Source organism: Stenotrophomonas sp. INTA L402-1 (assembly GCF_059295135.1).
In genome coordinates this window covers 503727-521017 of sequence record NZ_JCAFWP010000001.1, presented here as the reverse complement: position 1 = coordinate 521017, position 17291 = coordinate 503727, and the positions used below count along the sequence as shown (strand labels likewise).

Here is a 17291-nt window from a genome sequence, read left to right as displayed (position 1 = left end):
GGCCTCGCAGAGCCGTGACGCCTGCATGGCCGAAAGCGCTCGATCTGCCCAGAGAACTCGAGTTGCGACGGATGACCACCCGCACTCGATGGATCGATTGGGGAACTCCGAGCTTTCCGGGCCGGGAAGCATCGACACTGTGCTGATCTTCAGATGTGAGGAAGGGCCTCGCAGCAGGGTGGCATACCCTCCATCGGGACTGACCAGGTTCCGGGGAGGCAGCTGGATGGATTGGCACGCACTTGTGGCCAGAAGGATTGCCGCCAGCCCAGCATAGAGCCCGAGGGGGAGGCCCGGTTGGGCACGCCTGGACTGACGGCGCTGCATCAGGGGGGCAGCCCGCGAGTAGATGTGAGGGTGATACCGATTGCTGCCACGATAACTCGCAGATTGCTCATTGGTACTCTCCACGTTGGACGTCGATTGACCGATCAGCTCAACCCGCTGATTCGGCAGTCGATCCGTACCGGCTCAGGCTCGATCAGGCAATCGGAATTTTTTCAAACACCTCCAGTAGGTGGCTCCGGGCCACGTTTGAGGCGGCACGCAAATGTGCAGGTCGAGCTGATAGCGACCTTCGCGCCTCCAGTCACACCACGTGGGGACCTCGCGCGTGCGTCAGCCCATCAGATAGCGCAGCACACCGGCCGATACCACGCCGATCAGCACCGTCGGCAGCATCGACAGCCGCGTGGCGGCCAGCAGGGTGATCGCCAGCGCGGCGAGGTCGGCGGGCTTGTCGGCGACGAAGTCGGGCGCGATCACCGAGATCAGCACGCAGCCCGGCGCGGCTTCCATCACCGTCACTGCGCGCTTGCTCATCGTGCGGTTGCGCAGCGCGAGGAAGCCGATGATGCGGGTCAGGTAGGTGGCAGCGGCCATCAGCACGATGGTCAGCACCGAGGTCCAGTGGATCAGTCCGTTGAAGATCATGCCGCGTCCTCCGCCAGCAGCCAGGCTGCGGCCAGGCCGGCCAGCGCGCCGCTGGCCACGTACCAGGCGCCGGGAACCAGCAGGTAGGTGGCCGCGGCCACCACCAGGCTGACCAGCCACGGACGCGCTGCTTTCATGCCCTGCCACATGCCGCGCAGCAGCACCAGGAACACGGCCGGGAAGGCCATGTCGAAACCATAGGCGTGGATGTCGCCCAGCATCGGCCCAACGATCGCGCCCAGCGCGGTGCAGGCCACCCAGACCGTGTACAGGCCTGCCGACACGCCCAGGTAATAGGCCAGGCTGAAGCCGAGCGCACGGCGGCGCGCGTCGGCCACGCCCATCGCCCAGCTCTCGTCGCACATGAAGAACAGCGCCGGCAGCACGCGGCGGCGCGGCAGGTGCTGCAGCAGCGGGGCCAGACTGGCGCCCATCAGCAGGTGGCGGCTGTTGACCAGCGCGGTGATCGCCACGATCAGCGCGATATGCGGCGGCGAGGTCCACAGTTCGACAGCGGCGAACTCCGAGCCGCCGGCGAAGTTGAGGCCGGTCATCAGCGGCACTTCCAGGGCGCTGAGACCTTTCTGGGCGGCCTGGGCGCCGAGCACCAGGGCGAAGGGAATGAAGCCGATCATCACCGGTACGGCGGCGCGCAGGCCGCGCAGGAATTCGGCGCGCGGGGCGGTATCGCAGGTGTCGGGCAGGGGGAGGGTGGTACGGGCGTCCATGGAACGGCACAACGAGGTGGGGGTGGCCCATGCTAGCGGTCCGATCGCGAAATCGGGTTGCGTTGATGCCATTCAATTCGGGAATATTGAGATTCCATGCGACCAAGGTCGCCAACGGTGAAATCCCATGCAGTATCAGCTCGACAACCTCGATCGCCGCATCCTCGATGCCCTGCAGCGTGACGGTCGCCTGCAGAACCTGGAGCTGGCCCGGCTGGTGGGCCTTTCGCCCTCGGCCTGCCTGCGCCGGGTGCGGTTGCTGGAGGAGGGCGGCTACATCGACCGCTATGTGGCCTTGTTGAACGAGGCGAAGGTGGGCCGCGGCTTCACGGTGTTCGTGCGCGTCTGGCTGCGCGGGCAGGACGAGGACACCACCAATCACTTCATCAACAGCATCAAGTCTTTCCCGGAAGTGCTTGAATGCCATCTGATGGCGGGCGACTGCGATTTCCTGCTGCGGGTGGCGGTGGCGGATCTTGATGCCTACCGGCGGTTCCAGATGCAGCACCTGAACCGGATCGCCGGAGTGCAGAACACGAAGACCGAGATTCCGATGCAGCGGATCAAGCAGACGACCCAGTTGCCGCTTTGAGGATTGGGGGGCCGGCCGGTTTGCACCCGGCACCCGCGGTAGTGCCGGCCGCTGGCCGGCAACCTCAGGAGCAACAGCAACCGCAACGGCGATGTTCCCAGGGCGGCGGGGCGGTGTGGCCAGGCAGGACACGCCGTAGACCCATCCATGGGGGCTCGATGGCGCCATCCATGGCGCCAACGGTCCTGCCTGCCCACACCGCCCCGCGCCTGACAGTTCCCCGCGACCTGTTGGGGTCGGATCCCGTTGCTGTGCAACGGGCTCTGACCCCGGGAGCAGATGGACATGTCTGTTCGATTCATTGATTCCTGATGCGTGACTGGGTTCACGGAGCCTGGCTCAACGCCGGGCGTAGGCAGCGGTCATCGCAATGACATCTGGCCCCGGTACGGTTTGAGCCTGCTTGCTGGTCGCGCGGGCCGGGTCTCCGGTTGTGGCGCGCGTCCACTGCAGCTGCTGTCGCTGCCGAGGGTCATGTGTTCTACGTCAGGGGGCTGAATGGACACCATGCGGTCAGAACTTGGAAGGTGGCCATCGCCGCATGGCTGCTGCTGTCCTTTGCCGCTGCCGCGCAGGACGGTGTTCATGCCTACGACATCCCTGCGCAGCCGCTGGAACAGGCGGTCGAGCGCTTCAGTGTCATCAGCGGGTGGTCGGTGATGTACCCGGGCGATCTTGCCGCCGGCCGTAGCAGCCATGCGCTGCGCGCCAGCCTTGCGCCGCTGCCTGCCTTGCAGATGCTGCTGCAGGATTCCGGTATTGAGGCCGAGGTGATCGGCGAGCAGCGCGTGGTGCTGCGCCGGGGCACGCCCGCGGCAGCCGAACCCGGTATTGGCGCCGAGCTCCCGGATGCCGAGCGTCGGCGCCGATATGGCGGCCTGCAGCAGCGGCTGCGTGCGGCGTTCTGTGACGACCCCGAGATCGCGCCCGGCCGCTATGCCGCAACGCTGCGCTTCCGCGTCGACGGCGAGGGCCGGGTGCAGCAGCCCGAGCTGCTGTCGGGCAGCGGAAGTGCCCGCCGCGATGCGCGCCTGCTTCACGCGCTGCACGGCCTGGTACTGGCGCCCGATGCCGCCGCGCTGCCGCAGCCGGTGACCCTGCAGATCCGACCTTCCGGCACCGACCACGACTGTGGCCGGCGCGCGCCCCTTCCATGACTTCAAGGATTCGAACATGAGCAACGGTACGGCTGGGGCAGTTGACCTGATGGACCACCTTCTGGGGGCCTACGACGAGCTGAAGCGCCGCCTGGTGCGCAAGCTGGGCTCGGAGGAGCTGGCCGGCGATGCGCTGCAGGACACCTGGATGCGCCTGAGTGCGCGCCGTGACCGCCTGGATGCCGTGCAGAACCCCGCGGCCTACCTGTTGCGCATGGCGATGAACACGGTGATCGACCGCCAGCGTGCCGACCACCGCCTGCTGAGCCTGGAAGAGGTGGATACGCTGATGGAGATGGCCGACCCTGCACCGGGCCCGGCGCAGGCGGCCGAACTGGATTTCGCGCTGGAGGACATGGTCGGCCTGCTGCAGCGCATGCCCGAGCGCCGACGCCGCATCCTGCTGGCGATCCGCGTCGATGGCCTGCAGCAGCGCGACGTCGCCGACCAGCTGGGCGTGTCGCTGCGGCTTGTGCAGCGCGAGCTGAAAGCGGCCCAGGACTACCTGGCCGAGCGCAGCGGGCAGGGGCGTCAGGTGCGGTTCTGAGCGGCGGCATCCGTCTACACTTTGACGCCGAGCAGAACCCCGCAGCGTGCGGGTCCGGCATGAGCCCCCATGGATCCTGACGATCGCCCGCAACGCCCGCTGGATGCCGTCGAGCGTCAGGCCCACGCGTGGGTGGTGCGGCTGACCTCGGGCGAGGCGACCGCCGTTGATGGGCGCAGGTTCCGTGAGTGGTGCGAGGCTGATCCGCGTCATCGCGAAGCATTCGGCCGTGCGCGCCGGCAATGGGAGCAGGTACGCCTGGCCGGCGAACAGCTGCCCGCCGCTGCGCGCCAGCCGGTCGCGCCGACGCCGTCCCAGCGCTGGAGCCGGCGCGCCTTCCTGGGCGCCGCGATTGCCGCACCGGCCAGCCTGGTGGTGGTGGCGGCGATCCGCCCGCCGCTGGGGCTGTGGCCCTCGGTGACGGCGATGGCGGCCGATTTCCACACCGGCACCGGTGAGCGACTGCAGATCGCGCCCTTGCCGCTGCTGAAGATCGAACTGGATACGCAGAGCAGCCTGCGCCGTCGTTCGGACACACAGGGCGAAGGCTTCGAGCTGGTGCAGGGCCAGGCCGCGATCGAAACCCAGGCAGGCCTGCGCCTCGCCCTGTTCGCGGGGCCGGGCTGCGTGATTGCCGATGAAGGTGCGGTGCGCCTGGACGTCCGCAACACCCACGGCCAGGTACGGGTGACCTGCCTGCAGGGCAGCGCCCGCATCGAGCACCCGCAGGGCCGCCTGCAGCTGCAGGCGGGCCAGCAGACCCAATACGACGAGCGCCTCAGTGGCGTGGTGGCCGAAGCCCTGGCCTCGGAAGTGAGCGCCTGGACCGAGGGCATGCTGGTGTTCCGTCGCGCTCCATTGCGCGAGGTGGTGGATGAAATCAACCGCTACCGCCGTGGCAAGGTGCTGCTGGGCGAATCGGCATTGGCGCGGGCCCCGGTCAGCGGCCGCTTCCGCATCGATGATCCGGACGCGGCGCTGGAGCAGCTGCGACTGACGATGTCGCTGGATCTGCGTCGCTTTCCGGGTGGCATTGCCGTCCTTGGTTAGATGAAGACGCTGGCCGTGCGCGCCGTGCAGGGCTGTTGCAAGCAAGGAGACGCCAAGGATGCGCAACGAGACCATCGGTGTGCTGGATCTGCGCCGCAATCTGTCAGCGCTGCTGGAAACCACGCAGCGACGGCCCTTGATGGTGCATCGCTACGGCTCGCCATGGGTGTGCGTGGTGTCCGACGCGCAGTGGCAGCAACAGGCCGTGCTGCTGGACTTCGATCCGCAGTCGCACCCGTTGGCGATGCTGCTGCGGCTGCAGCAGCAGGTGCTGCCCCTCGCTGAGGCCGGCACGCTGCCGCCTGCGGCGATGGCGCGCGTGCTGCTGCTGATGGGCATGCACGGCATCGACGATCTCGTGCAACTGCACGAGCAGGTACAGCATCATCGTCTTTGGCACTGGTTCGTGGCCGGCACCCATGGCGTGATGGATGGCTGGCAGCTGCCAGCGCTGCGTGTTGCGATGGCGTCATGGCTGGATGACGTGGACATGTCCGACGCGCTGGCGGCGTTCGCGCAGCGTAGTGAGGTGGCGATTCTTGCGCGGCGCTGCGGCGGCGACGTGCCGCGACTGGAGCGCGAAGCCTGCAGGCAGATGACGCTGCGATGACGTTGCTGATGAAGCGCCACGCAGCGCACAGAGATGCATTCGCGTTGTCGCTTCACCTGCCTTGCTGACGTCTTCTGCAGAGTACGACGCACCACGCGTCGCGGAGCACGGGCGGCGCCGATGGCAGACAGTCGCAGGATCAGCATGCTGGAGCTGGATCGTCACCTGAGCCAGTCGCTGGAACAGGCACGGCATACGCCCGTGAACGTGCAGCGCTATGGGCACTCGTGGGTCTGGGTACTGTCCAGTGACGCCTGGGCAGATGCGGCGCGCTGGGCGGCACTGGACAGCAGCGCGCATCCGCTGGCGGCGTTGCGGCGCGCCCTCGATCTGCAGCTGCGGCCCTGGCCCGAAGCGGCCATGAACGCGCTGCCGCTTGATGCAGGCGATGTGCGGCTGCTGCAACGTGCGGCGCTGCTGGTGGTCGTGCGTGATCTCAACAGTGCGCAGCGCGTGTACGACGATCTGCGCTACCACCAGGCCTACCGGATGTTCATCGGCCTCGACCATGGCACCGCGTGGTCGCCGATGCAGTGCGTGCGCCTGCTGCAGGCCTGCGCGCACCCGTTGCTGCGCGGCTGCATCGACAATGCGCTGGCCAGCGTGCCGCAGCACCTGTTCGAGTCTGCATGTGCCCCGGCTACACGTGTTGCGCCTGCACAGGCACGCGCGCAGCGAATAGCAGGCGGATGTTTATCGTACTGACACATGCACCGCTGACCATGGCGCAGCGGTCTCTTCCAGGATGACGAGGGCGGAACAATGGCAAGGCAGGTGGGTAGTCGCAGGGCTCGGCAGCAGGGTTTCAGCCTGATCGAAATCATGGTGGTGGTGGTGATCATCGGCATTCTTGCCGCGTTGATCGTGCCGCGGTTGATGGACCGTCCCGACCAGGCGCGCGTGGTGGCGGCGCGCCAGGACATCGCGGCGCTGATGCAGGCATTGAAGTTGTTCAAGCTGGACAACGGTCGCTATCCCAGCGCCGAACAGGGCCTGCAGGCGCTGGTGAAGCCGCCGCAGGGCAGCGGTGCGATGCCGGTGACACCGTATCTGGATCGCCTGCCGAATGACCCCTGGGGCCATCCGTACCAGTACCAGATTCCCGGAACCCACGGCGACATCGATGTGTTCTCGCTGGGTGCGGACAGCAAGCCCGGTGGCGACGCCGGGAACGCGGACATCGGCTCCTGGCAGCTGTGAGGCGTGCAGATGACAGCCCGGACGCGTTCGGTCCCGTGCACCCGCCAGCGCGGCATGGCGGTGATCGTCGCCCTGCTGGTGGTGGCATTGGTGGCGGTGATTGCCACTGCACTGCTGACCCGGCAGTCGGCACAGCTGCGTGCGCTGCGTGGCGACCAGCTGCGTGCGCAGGTGCGCATGGCGGTCGATGCCACCCTGGAGCGCGCGGCGCAGCAGCTGCGTGAGGATGTAAAGGAGCAGCTGACCACGGTGCGCGGCGGCCGTTGGGCGCGTCCGCTGACGCTGCAGTTGCCGCTGCCGGTGCAGTTGCAGCTGGTCGATGCACAGTCCATGTTCAACCTGCGCAACCTGCTGGCGCATGGACGGCCGGACCCCGAGGCGCGACGCGCGTTCATCGCGTTGTGTGCCGGGCAGGGGCTGGGGCAGGGTGCCTGTGCATCTGCTGCCGACCACATCCAGGCGCGGCTGCGTGATGGCGACCTGCAGGCGCAGGCGCCGTTGCCGCGTGAATCGCTGATCGAGCAGGCCCTGGCGGGCGCCGACCCAGTGGCGGTGCAGGCACTCGCTGGGCGCACCGTGGTGCTGCCGGCCCAGACCCTGGTCAATGCCAACACCAGTGACATCAGCGTGTTGCAGGCGGTCACTCCCGGCGTGGAGCCGGGGCGCCTGCAGGCGCTGCTCGGTGAGCGCGACGGTGGCCATTGGCTGCTCAACCGCGGTGATATCGCCAATCGACTGCAACTGAGCAGCGCGCAGATGGCCGTGGTGCCGCTTGGCATTCATAGCGAGTGGTTCCTTGCCGTCGGCCAGGTACAGGCCGATGGCAATGCGGTCGACTTCCGGGCCCTGATCTGGCGCGAGTATCGCGATGACAGTGTGCGCGTGCAGCGTGTGTGGACGAGGATTGGAGCATGAGCGTGCAGCTGAGGGTGCGCCTGCCGGCGCTGGAACACCTGCGCGCCGACAGTACGGTCGAGTGGGCGCAGATGCACAAGGGTGGGGTGCTGGCCCATGGCCGCGAGGGCTTGGCCGTGCTCGGGCAACGTCATCCGCAGGGCGAGGTGCTGGCCTGTCTCGATCCGCAGGACCTGATCCTGCTGGAACTGCAGCTGCCGCCACTGTCTGGCCGCAGGCTGCAGGCCGCACTGCAGGGCGAAGTAGAGGCGATGCTGCTGGATGACCTGCAGGAGGTCGCGTTGGCACACGGTGCGCAGGCGGCGGACGGCACGGTTCCGGTGGCCTGGCTCGGCCAGCAGGCAGTCCTGCAGGCGCAACAGCTGCTGGCTTCATGTGCACTGCAGCTGCAGGCACTGTATCCGACGCCGCTGCTGCTGCCGTGGCAGAACGGCCAGGCAACGCTGCAGACTGACGGTGAGCATCTGCTGGTGCGCTGCGGGCGCGATCGTGGCTTTGTGCAGTGGTGCGGTGGGCGCGACACGGCGGCGGTGCTGCAGTCGCTCGCGACGCGTCTTCAGCAATCCGGGGTGCAGGCCGTGCAGTGGATCGACAGCGTGCCGTTGGCGTGGCCGGAGAACCTGCCGGCCACCGTGGTCGCGCATGAACGGCAGGCCAGCGGACCCGTGCCAGCGTGGTCGTTGCCACTGCCGGGTCGCAGCAGGCAGGCACCACGCGTGGCGATCGGCCTCGCATTGGCGGCGGTGTTGCTGGCTGCGCTTGGGCTGCAGCTGCAGGTCTCGCGCTGGCGCAGCGAGGGCGAGGCGTTGCAGCAGGACATGGCGCGGCAGTTCAGCTCGCACTTTCCGGAGATCACCGATGTGGTGGACCCGGTGCTGCAGGCGCGGCGCGCGCTGGCCGTGCCGTTGCCGGCGCCGCCGTTGCCACCGGTGCAGCGGCAGGTCGCAACGACGCTGCAGGCAATACCGGAGTTGGGCGGCCAGGTGCGCGGCCTGCACTATCAACCCGGCCAGCTGGAACTGGAGCTGGACGCCGATGCGCAGGCGGTAGCCGATGACGCGCAGCGGCTGGAGCAGTGGCAGCAGGCGGCGCAGGCGCAGGGCCTGCAGATGGCGCGCGAGGCCGGTGGACGCCTGCGCGTGAGCGGGGGCGGACAGTGACCGCCAGAGCCGTGCGCCTGGGCGAGGGTGTGGCCGGTCTGCAGCGACGCTGGCAGCACCTGCCGCCGCGCGACCGCTGGATGTTGTGGGTGATGGTGCTGGCGCTGCTGGCAGCGGGGCTGTGGTCATTCTGGCTGGAGCCGCTGCTGAAACAGCGTGCGCACTGGCAGGCTGAGCTGCCGCGGCTGCAGGCGCAGGCGCGCGCACTGGCGCCGCTGCTGCGTGCACGCGAACGCCAGCAGCAGGTGCAGGGGCAGCGCCCGACGCTGGCCGCGCTGCGTAATGGAATCAAGTCCGCCGGCCTCGCCGATGGACTGCATGTCGAAGCACGCGACGGGCGTTGGCACCTGCAGGTGCAGGCCGTACCTGCTGACGCACTGTGGAACTGGCTGCTGCCCGTGCTGGCCGATCCGGCCATCGAACTGCAGCAGCTGCAACTGACACGCACAGGGGATGCGAACATGCCGGCGGCACGGATATCCGGAAACATCGTGATGGCACTCACTGCGGGTGGCCATTCATGAGGGCGATGCGCAGCCTTGCCTGCAGTACTGTACTGGCCCTGATCGTGGGTGGCGCTCACGTTGTTGCACCGGCACAGGCGCAGGACGCCCCCGATGAACCGGTGCAGTTGAACCTGGTGGATACCGATATCGGCGGCGTACTGCGCATGGCGGCGCGCTTCACCGGTCGCCAGTTCCTGGTCGACCCGCGGGTGACCGGCAAGATGACCGTGGTCTCTGATGGCCCGGTCAGCCGTACCCAGGCGTACCAGTTGCTGCTGGGCGCACTGCGCATGCGTGGCTTTGCCGTGGTCGAGAACGGCGGTGTCAGCCGGGTGGTGCCGCAGGCCGAGGCCAAGCTGCTCGGTGGCCGTGTGGGCGCGGGCGGGGCCGGCGGCGAGGTGGCCACGCGCACCTTCGCGCTGCGCTACGAGAACGCAGCCGCGCTGGTGGCGGTGCTGCGGCCGATGATCAGCCCGGACAATCCGATCACCGCCAACCCGGGCAACAACACCCTGGTGATCACCGACTATGCCGACAACCTGGAGCGCATCGCGCGGGTCATCGCCAGCGTCGATACACCGGCCGGCATGGACACCGATGTGGTGAAGCTGCAGCAGGGTATTGCCGTTGACGTAGCGGCGATGGTCGCGCCGCTGCTGGATGCGCAGGGCGCCGAGCCCAGCCAGAAGGTGGTGGTGATGGCCGACCCCCGCAGCAACAGCGTGCTGCTGCGTTCCAGCAGCCCGGGCCGAACGCGCCTGGCGCGGCAGTTGGTGGAGAAGCTGGACCGCGCGCAGGACGAGTCCGGCAACCTGCATGTGGTCTACCTGCGCAATGCCCAGGCCAATCAGCTCGCCGGCGTGCTGCGCGGCGTGGTGGCCGGGCAGAGCGATGCACCGGCAATGGGCAGCAACGAAGGCATCACGCCACTGCCCGGCGACGCCAACCGCGCCACACCGGCGCAGCCGTCGCAGCCGCAGCAGTCCAAGACCGGTGGCAATGCGCTGGAATCGCAGCGGCTGGACCCGAACCGTCGCGACCCGATCGACGCCGGCAGCACCGGCTTCAGCCAGAACGGCATTTCGGTGCAGGCGGACGTGGCCACCAACACGCTGCTGATCTCCGCCCCCGAGCCGGTATACCGCAACCTGCGGCGGGTGATCGACCAGCTCGACCAGCGCCGTGCGCAGGTGCTGGTGGAAAGCCTGATCGTGGAGGTCAACCAGACCGACGCGGCCGAACTGGGCGTGCAGTGGATGCTGGGCAATGGCCGCACCTTCGGCGGCACCCACTTCGGCGGCACCACCGGTGGCAGCGGGCTGAACACCACCGCACGCACCACCCTGGACGTGCTGCCCAAGGATGGTCTGAAGATCGGCGTGATCGACGGCACCATCAACCTGCCCGGCGTCGGCCAGATCCTCAACATGAAGGCGTTGGCCAACGCGCTGCAGAGCAAGGGCGGTGCCAACATCCTGTCCACGCCGAACCTGATGACGCTGGACAATGAAGCGGCCAGCATCATGGTCGGGCAGACCGTGCCGTTCGTCAGCGGCCGCTACGTGACCGACGGTGGTGGCGGCAGCAACAACCCGTTCCAGACCATCGTGCGCGAGGACGTGGGCCTGAAGCTGCGGGTGCGCCCGCAGATTTCCGAGGGCGGCACGGTGAAGCTGGACATCTACCAGGAAGTCAGCAGCATCGACGCGCAGAGCGCGAACAGCACGGCCGGCATCATCACCAACAAGCGCGCCCTGGATACCAGCGTGCTGCTGGACGATGGCCAGATCATGGTGCTCGGTGGGCTGCTGGAGGATAGCGTCAGTCATGGCCGTGATGCGGTGCCGGGGCTGGGCAAGATTCCAGTGCTGGGCGCCTTGTTCCGCAGCGACACGCGCAAGCGCGCCAAGACCAACCTGATGGTGTTCCTGCGCCCGCACGTGGTGCGTGACCCGGCGGCCGGGCAGCGCCTGACCCGTGACCGCTACGACTACATGCGCAATGCACAGGCCGGCGCACAGCCGCTACAGAGCTGGGCACTGCCCGCCTTGTCGGCACCGCAGCTGCCGCCGCAGGACCTGTCTGTACTCGGCCAGGGCAATGCGCGCGATGGGCAGGGCCAGCCGCTGCAGAACAGCAGCCTGGCGGCGCTGTACCCGTCCGGTGACGGCGATGCGCAGTTGGTGCAGTTTGCGCAGGGGTTGGATCCCGCGCGTGCCAGCCAAGGCGTGGCGCAGGTGCGGGCACTGGGCCTGCAGGCCTATGCCGAGGCGACGCCCGGCGAGAGCGGGCAACGCCTGCGCGTGCGATTGCCGCGCGATCCGGCGACGCTGGACCCGGCGCTGCAGCAGCTGCGCGGGCTGGGCTACACGCCGGAACTGGTGATCGGGCCATGAGCGCCGCTGCGCCACTGCCGTACGCCTGGGTGCGCAGCCATGGCGTGATGCTGTCCGAAGTTGGCGGCGAGTCGGTGCTGCTGGGCACTGCCGAGACCGCGGCGTGGGCCGTGGCCGAACTGCGCCGTCGGCATGGTCCGCTGCCGTTCCAGGCACTGGATGCCGCGACCTGGCAGCAGCGGCTGGGTGAGCAGTACCGTGACGGCGGCGACGCCGCTGCCGTGGTCGGTGCTGCTGAAAGTGAAGTGGATCTGGACCGGCTGATGCAGGACATGCCGGAAGTCACCGATCTGCTGGACGCGCAGGACGATGCGCCGGTGATCCGCATGATCAACGCGCTGCTGGCACAGGCCGCACGCGATGGCGCCAGCGACCTGCACATCGAGCCGTTCGAGACCCACTCGGTGGTGCGCTACCGGGTGGACGGCACCCTGCGCGACATGGTGCAGCCGCGGCGCGCACTGCACGCGGCGCTGGTGTCGCGCATCAAGATCATGGCCCACCTGGACATTGCCGAGAAGCGGCTGCCCCAGGACGGGCGCATCGCGATCCGCGTGGGTGGGCGTCCGCTGGACATCCGTGTCTCCACGGTGCCGACCGGGCATGGCGAGCGTGCTGTGCTGCGCCTGCTGGAGAAGGATGCCGGCCGTCTGCAGCTGCAGCGGCTGGGCATGGCCGATGACACCCTGGCCACGTTCACCGGATTGATCCGGCAGCCGCACGGCATCGTGCTGGTCACCGGCCCGACCGGCAGCGGCAAGACCACCTCGTTGTATGCGGCGCTGGGCCAGCTCGACAGCAGCACCAGCAACATCCTCACCGTGGAGGACCCGGTGGAGTATGACTTCGCCGGCATCGGCCAGATCCAGGTCAACGCGCGTATCGGCATGAGCTTCGGCACGGCGCTGCGCGCGATCCTGCGCCAGGATCCGGACACCATCATGATCGGTGAGATCCGCGACCTGGAAACCGCACAGATTGCGGTGCAGTCATCGCTGACCGGCCATGGCGTGCTGGCCTCCCTGCACACCAACGACGCGATTTCGGCGGTGACGCGCCTGGCCGACATGGGCGTGGAACCGTTCCTGCTGGCCTCGTCGCTGCGCGGCGTGCTGGCGCAGCGGCTGGTGCGGCGGCTGTGCACGCAGTGCCGGCGCGCCGAGGTGGACGACGATGGCCGTACCGTGTGGCGTGCGGTCGGCTGCGCGGCCTGTGCCAACAGCGGCTACCGGGGGCGTACCGGCATCCACGAGCTGTTCGTGGTGGACGATCGCGTGCGTGCGCTGATCCATGAAGGGCAGGGTGAACCTGCGCTGCGCGAGGCGGCGCGGCGTGCCGGCATGCGGACCTTGCGCCAGGACGGCCAGCGTTGGGTCGACAGCGGGGTGACCACGCTGGAAGAGATCCTGCGCGTCACCGGCGACGACTGAGGCCTGCATGGCACTGTTCGACTACCAGGCTGCCAACGCGCAGGGCCGCATCGAGAAGGGTCAGCTGGACGCCGACAGCCCGCGCGGCGCACGCCAGCTGCTGCGCGGTCGCGGGCTGACACCCGTGCAGGTCAGCGCGGCGCGCGGTGCGGGCAGTGGCTGGGGCGCCCGCCGGCTGTCTGCCAGCGAGCTGGCCTGGGCCACGCGCCAGCTGGCCAGCCTGCTGGCCGCGAGCCTGCCGTTGGAAGCCGCATTGACTGCGGTGATCGAACAGGCCGAGCGCCCGCATGTGGCCCAGGCACTCACCGCCGTACGCGCCGACGTGCGTGCCGGCCAGCGCCTGACCGTTGCGCTGGCCGCGCGGCCGCGCGATTTCCCGCCGATCTATCGGGCGCTGGTGGGCGCAGGTGAAGACTCCGGTGACCTGGCGCGGGTGATGGAGCGCCTTGCCGACTACATCGAAGAACGCAACGCGCTGCAGGCCAAAGTACTGACCGCCTTCATCTACCCAGCGGCGATCAGCCTGGTGTCGGTGGCGATCGTGATCTTCCTGCTCAGCTACGTGGTGCCGCAGGTGGTGACCGCGTTCGTGCAGGCGCGGCAGACGCTGCCGATGCTGACCCAGGTGATGTTGGCGGCCAGTGCATTCGTTCGCAGCTGGGGAGTGGGGGCGGGGCTCGGCATCGCTGCGTTGGTGGTGGCATGGCGGTTGGCTCTGCGCAAGCCCGAGCTGCGCCTGCGCTGGGACGCGATGCTGCTGCGGGTGCCGATGGTCGGGCGTTTCGTACTGGGTGTGAACAGTGCGCGCTTTGCCTCGACGCTGGCGATCCTGCTGGATGCCGGTGTGCCACTGCTGCGTGCCTTGGAGGCGGCGCGGCAGACGCTTGGCAATGCGCTGCTGGCGCGCTGTGCCGATGATGTGTCCGCGCGCGTGCGCGAAGGTGCGGCGTTGGGTGCTGCGTTGAAGGTGCAGAAGGTGTATCCGCCTATCCTGGTGCACCTGGTGGCCAGTGGTGAGAAGACCGGCTCGCTGGCACCGCTGCTGGATCGTGCTGCACAGACGATCTCGCGCGAGATCGAACGTCGCGCGATGGCACTGACCGCGCTGCTGGAACCGACCATGATCCTGGTGATGGGCGGCGTGGTGCTGACGATCGTGCTGGCCGTGCTGATGCCGATCATGGAAATGAATCAATTGGTCCAGTGATGCGCAACGCGCATCACGGCACGCTTTCGATTCTCCACACAATCCTCCACACCTTTTTTCGATCTTCCACAGGTTTCTTAAGCGGCCTGTCATCGGCGCAGACCAGCATGGACTGGTCGCCGCAGAGTGGGCTGGGAGGCCCTCGGCGGCAGCAGGCGTGTAGTGACCGTTCCTCCCTTGGCGTTTCCCTTCGCAGTAAACCCTTCAGGAGAAGATCATGAACAAGTACAAGACCCTGGCCGCGCTGGTTGCCACCGCGCTGCTCGCCACCGCCGGTGCCGCTTCGGCGCAGACTGCCGTCACCGGTGGCGGCGCCTCGCTGCCGGCCGACCTCTACAAGGGTTCGGCTGACAGCATCCTGCCGGCCAACTTCAGCTACGCCGTGACCGGCTCGGGTACCGGCAAGAAGGCCTTCCTGGAAAACAACTCGGCGCTGTTCTCCACCACCGGTACCGTGCACTTCGCCGGTAGCGATTCGGTGCTGAGCAGCACCGAGCTGAACACCTATAACAGCACCTACAACGTGTCCGGCGATGCCAACCGCTACGGCGCCCTGGTACAGATCCCGTCGGTGGCCACCTCGGTCACGATTCCGTTCAACAAGGCCGGTTCGGCCGTTGACCTGTCTGTGACCCAGATCTGCGGCATCTTCTCCGGCAAGATCAACAACTGGAGCCAGCTGGCGGGCCTGGGCCGTACCGGTGCCATCCAGGTTGTCTACCGTGGCGAGAGCAGCGGCACCAGCGAACTGCTGACCCGCTTCCTGACCAGCGCCTGCCAGCCGGCTGACGTGTCGGGCACCAACCTGAAGCTGGCCAACGGCGTGCCGGCGTTCTCGGTGCAGTCGACCTTCGCCAACCTGTTCACCAGCGTGCCGTCGAACTTCGTCGCTGCCCCGGCCACCGGCGGCACCGCGCTGTACAACGCTGTCTATGCCGTTGACGGCCGCGTCGGCTACGTCGGCCCGGACGTCATCCCGAGCCTGACCGATGCCACCAAGGTCGCCAAGGTCAAGAGCTTCTCGCCGGATGAAGTGAGCGTGCAGGCGACTCTGGAGACCGCTGCTCCGCCGACCGGCGCTGCTGCAGAGAACCCCGCCAACTGGGTGCCGGTGTTCGGCAACCCGAGCGCGGGCTATCCGATCGCTGGCTACACCAACTTCGTGTTCGGCCAGTGCTACAAGAACGCCACCGTGGGCGCCAATGTGCGCGGCTTCCTGACCCGCCATTACGGCAGCACCGTGGTCAACGGTGTGGAGCAGGGCCCGAACGACGACGCCATCCGCGCGCACAAGTTCATCCCGCTGACCAAGGCCTGGCGTGATGCCGTCCGCGCTCGCTTCGCCACCGCCACCAACGCCGGTGCGGTGAACAATCCGAGCACCTGCTCGGGAATCGGCCGTCCGCTGTAACTGCGACATAGAAGTGTTCTCCAGGTGCGCCGGCCGTCAGGCCGGCGCACTGCGGTATGAACGACCGTATCCAGACAAGGCATGGAGTTGCCAATCTCATGAACTTGCTATTGAGGCTTTCTGGCTCGCCAGTTGCGTGTTGGTCGGAACGCTAGAAGCAAATGCCCAAATTCTTGTCCAGGGCGGCGGTGCGACAATGCCCGCGGCCCTGTACCAAGGGAGTCCGGACAGCATTCTTCCGACGACGTTCAGCTATGCTCCCAGGGGCTCGGGCGTCGGCAAGCGGGCATTCCTGAGCAATGACCCATCACTGTTTTCGACGACGGGGACTGTCCACTTTGCTGGCAGCGATGCGGTACTGAGCAGCACCGAGTTGTACAGCTACAACAGCACCTTCAACCGGGCTGGTGATCCAACCCGTTATGGGGCATTGATCCAGATTCCCGTTGCGCTGGCTCCGGTGATTATTCCCTTCAACAAGCCTGGTTCAGCAATTGACCTGTCGGTCACCCGGATCTGCGGGATATTCTCCGGCAAGATCACCAACTGGTCGAGCATCGACAGCGCCCGCACCGGCACCATTCGGGTTGTCTACCGTGGCGAGACCAGCGGCGCCACTGAATTGCTGGCCCGTTTCCTGACCAGCGCCTGCCAGCCGGCCGATGTCTCAGGCACCACGCTGAAGCTGACCAACGGCGTGCCGGCGTTTTCGGTGCAGTCGACCTTCGCCGATCTGTTCACTAGTGTTCCCGAGAACTTTGTTGCAGCTCCGGCGTCCGGTGACGCGGCGGTGTACGCCGCCATTTTTACGACCGTCGGAACAATGGGATACACAGGTCCAGACCTGTCTCTTGATCTCTCGGATGCTACTCGAGTTGCACAGGTCAAGGGCTTCTCTCCAAAGGACGTGAGTACTCAAGCGACACTGGATAACGTGCCACCGCCGGCCGGTGCCGCTGCCGAGAACCCAGCGAACTGGGTGCCGTGGTTCGGCAACCCGAGCTCAGGATATCCAATCGTGGGTACCACCAATCTCCTGTTTGGGCAGTGCTACAAGGATGTACTGGTGGCTGCAAGAATTCGCGGCGGACTTCTTCGAATCTATGGCAGCACCGTGGTCAACGGTGTCGAACAGGGCCCGCAGGATCCCGCCATCGTTGCGCACAGGTTCATTCCGCTGAACAAAGCCTGGCGCGATGCGGTCCGTTCCCGCTTCGTCAACGCCAGCAACGCTGCAGCATTGAACAATCCGAGCACCTGCTCGGGAATCGGCCGTCCGCTCTAACTGCAACTGCTTCTGTAGTTGCAGGAGACGCACAAGGGCGCCGGCAGCAATGCCGGCGCCCTTGTGCGTATGTCCGCTGCATGACAGTGATGCGCCTGTCGCCTTCACGCCGTCGCCACCGTCTATGAGGTGCAGGGCGTGCCTCGAGCAGGCCCATCCGTACA

At 67.3% G+C, this 17291-nt stretch carries 17 protein-coding genes; 15 read left to right on the top strand and 2 right to left on the bottom strand.

What is annotated here, in order from left to right:
- Positions 1 to 618 precede the first annotated feature (618 nt).
- Complete coding sequence (locus AC5O77_RS02330) at positions 619 to 933, bottom strand: AzlD family protein (RefSeq protein WP_494506401.1); 315 nt, start codon at positions 931 to 933, stop codon at positions 619 to 621.
- The gene (locus tag AC5O77_RS02325) at positions 930 to 1661 is read right to left on the bottom strand and encodes an AzlC family ABC transporter permease (RefSeq protein WP_014037422.1); all 732 of its coding nucleotides are present in this window, start codon (positions 1659 to 1661) and stop codon (positions 930 to 932) included. Before AC5O77_RS02325 ends, AC5O77_RS02330 begins: the two co-directional genes overlap by 4 nt.
- Positions 1662 to 1788: 127 nt before the next feature.
- Between AC5O77_RS02325 and AC5O77_RS02320 the strand changes: the two genes are divergently transcribed.
- The 15 genes from AC5O77_RS02320 (at position 1789) to AC5O77_RS02250 (ending at position 17127) form a co-directional block, all read left to right on the top strand.
- Entirely contained in the window at positions 1789 to 2253 is a 465-nt protein-coding gene (locus AC5O77_RS02320) for an Lrp/AsnC family transcriptional regulator (RefSeq protein WP_478058313.1), read from the top strand.
- Positions 2254 to 2729: 476 nt separating this feature from the next.
- Positions 2730 to 3410 (top strand): STN domain-containing protein, encoded by a 681-nt coding sequence (locus tag AC5O77_RS02315; RefSeq protein ID WP_478058312.1) that lies wholly within the window; start codon positions 2730 to 2732, stop codon positions 3408 to 3410.
- 16 nt (positions 3411 to 3426) lie between these two features.
- Positions 3427 to 3957, top strand: coding sequence for an RNA polymerase sigma factor (locus tag AC5O77_RS02310; protein ID WP_032128154.1), 531 nt, complete (start codon positions 3427 to 3429; stop codon positions 3955 to 3957).
- A gap of 69 nt (positions 3958 to 4026) precedes the next feature.
- Positions 4027 to 5007: a FecR family protein gene (locus AC5O77_RS02305; RefSeq protein ID WP_317217346.1), complete on the top strand. Its 981-nt coding sequence runs from the start codon at positions 4027 to 4029 to the stop codon at positions 5005 to 5007.
- Between the two features lie 58 nt (positions 5008 to 5065).
- A complete protein-coding gene (locus AC5O77_RS02300) occupies positions 5066 to 5617 on the top strand; it encodes a hypothetical protein (RefSeq protein WP_132810256.1) in 552 nt (183 codons plus the stop codon).
- A gap of 144 nt (positions 5618 to 5761) precedes the next feature.
- On the top strand, positions 5762 to 6322 hold the full coding sequence (locus tag AC5O77_RS02295; RefSeq protein WP_478058311.1) for a hypothetical protein: 561 nt from the start codon (positions 5762 to 5764) through the stop codon (positions 6320 to 6322).
- Positions 6323 to 6379: 57 nt separating this feature from the next.
- Positions 6380 to 6817, top strand: a complete 438-nt coding sequence (gene gspG, locus AC5O77_RS02290; RefSeq protein WP_032128123.1) for a type II secretion system major pseudopilin GspG — start codon at positions 6380 to 6382, stop codon at positions 6815 to 6817.
- A 9-nt stretch (positions 6818 to 6826) separates the two neighbouring features.
- A complete protein-coding gene (gspK, locus tag AC5O77_RS02285) occupies positions 6827 to 7732 on the top strand; it encodes a type II secretion system minor pseudopilin GspK (protein WP_478058310.1) in 906 nt (301 codons plus the stop codon).
- Positions 7729 to 8892, top strand: coding sequence for a type II secretion system protein GspL (gspL, locus tag AC5O77_RS02280; protein ID WP_494506400.1), 1164 nt, complete (start codon positions 7729 to 7731; stop codon positions 8890 to 8892). The genes gspK and gspL overlap by 4 nt, the downstream gene beginning before the upstream one ends.
- Entirely contained in the window at positions 8889 to 9416 is a 528-nt protein-coding gene (locus tag AC5O77_RS02275; protein ID WP_032128120.1) for a type II secretion system protein M, read from the top strand. The genes gspL and AC5O77_RS02275 overlap by 4 nt, the downstream gene beginning before the upstream one ends.
- Complete coding sequence (gene gspD, locus AC5O77_RS02270) at positions 9413 to 11794, top strand: type II secretion system secretin GspD (RefSeq protein WP_478058308.1); 2382 nt, start codon at positions 9413 to 9415, stop codon at positions 11792 to 11794. The genes AC5O77_RS02275 and gspD overlap by 4 nt, the downstream gene beginning before the upstream one ends.
- On the top strand, positions 11791 to 13224 hold the full coding sequence (gene gspE, locus AC5O77_RS02265) for a type II secretion system ATPase GspE (RefSeq protein ID WP_478058307.1): 1434 nt from the start codon (positions 11791 to 11793) through the stop codon (positions 13222 to 13224). Before gspD ends, gspE begins: the two co-directional genes overlap by 4 nt.
- A 7-nt stretch (positions 13225 to 13231) precedes the next feature.
- Entirely contained in the window at positions 13232 to 14431 is a 1200-nt protein-coding gene (gene gspF, locus AC5O77_RS02260) for a type II secretion system inner membrane protein GspF (protein ID WP_317217338.1), read from the top strand.
- 217 nt (positions 14432 to 14648) lie between these two features.
- Positions 14649 to 15842, top strand: coding sequence for a substrate-binding domain-containing protein (locus AC5O77_RS02255; RefSeq protein ID WP_317217337.1), 1194 nt, complete (start codon positions 14649 to 14651; stop codon positions 15840 to 15842).
- A 109-nt stretch (positions 15843 to 15951) separates the two neighbouring features.
- Positions 15952 to 17127 (top strand): substrate-binding domain-containing protein, encoded by a 1176-nt coding sequence (locus AC5O77_RS02250; protein ID WP_478058305.1) that lies wholly within the window; start codon positions 15952 to 15954, stop codon positions 17125 to 17127.
- Positions 17128 to 17291: the final 164 nt, after the last annotated feature.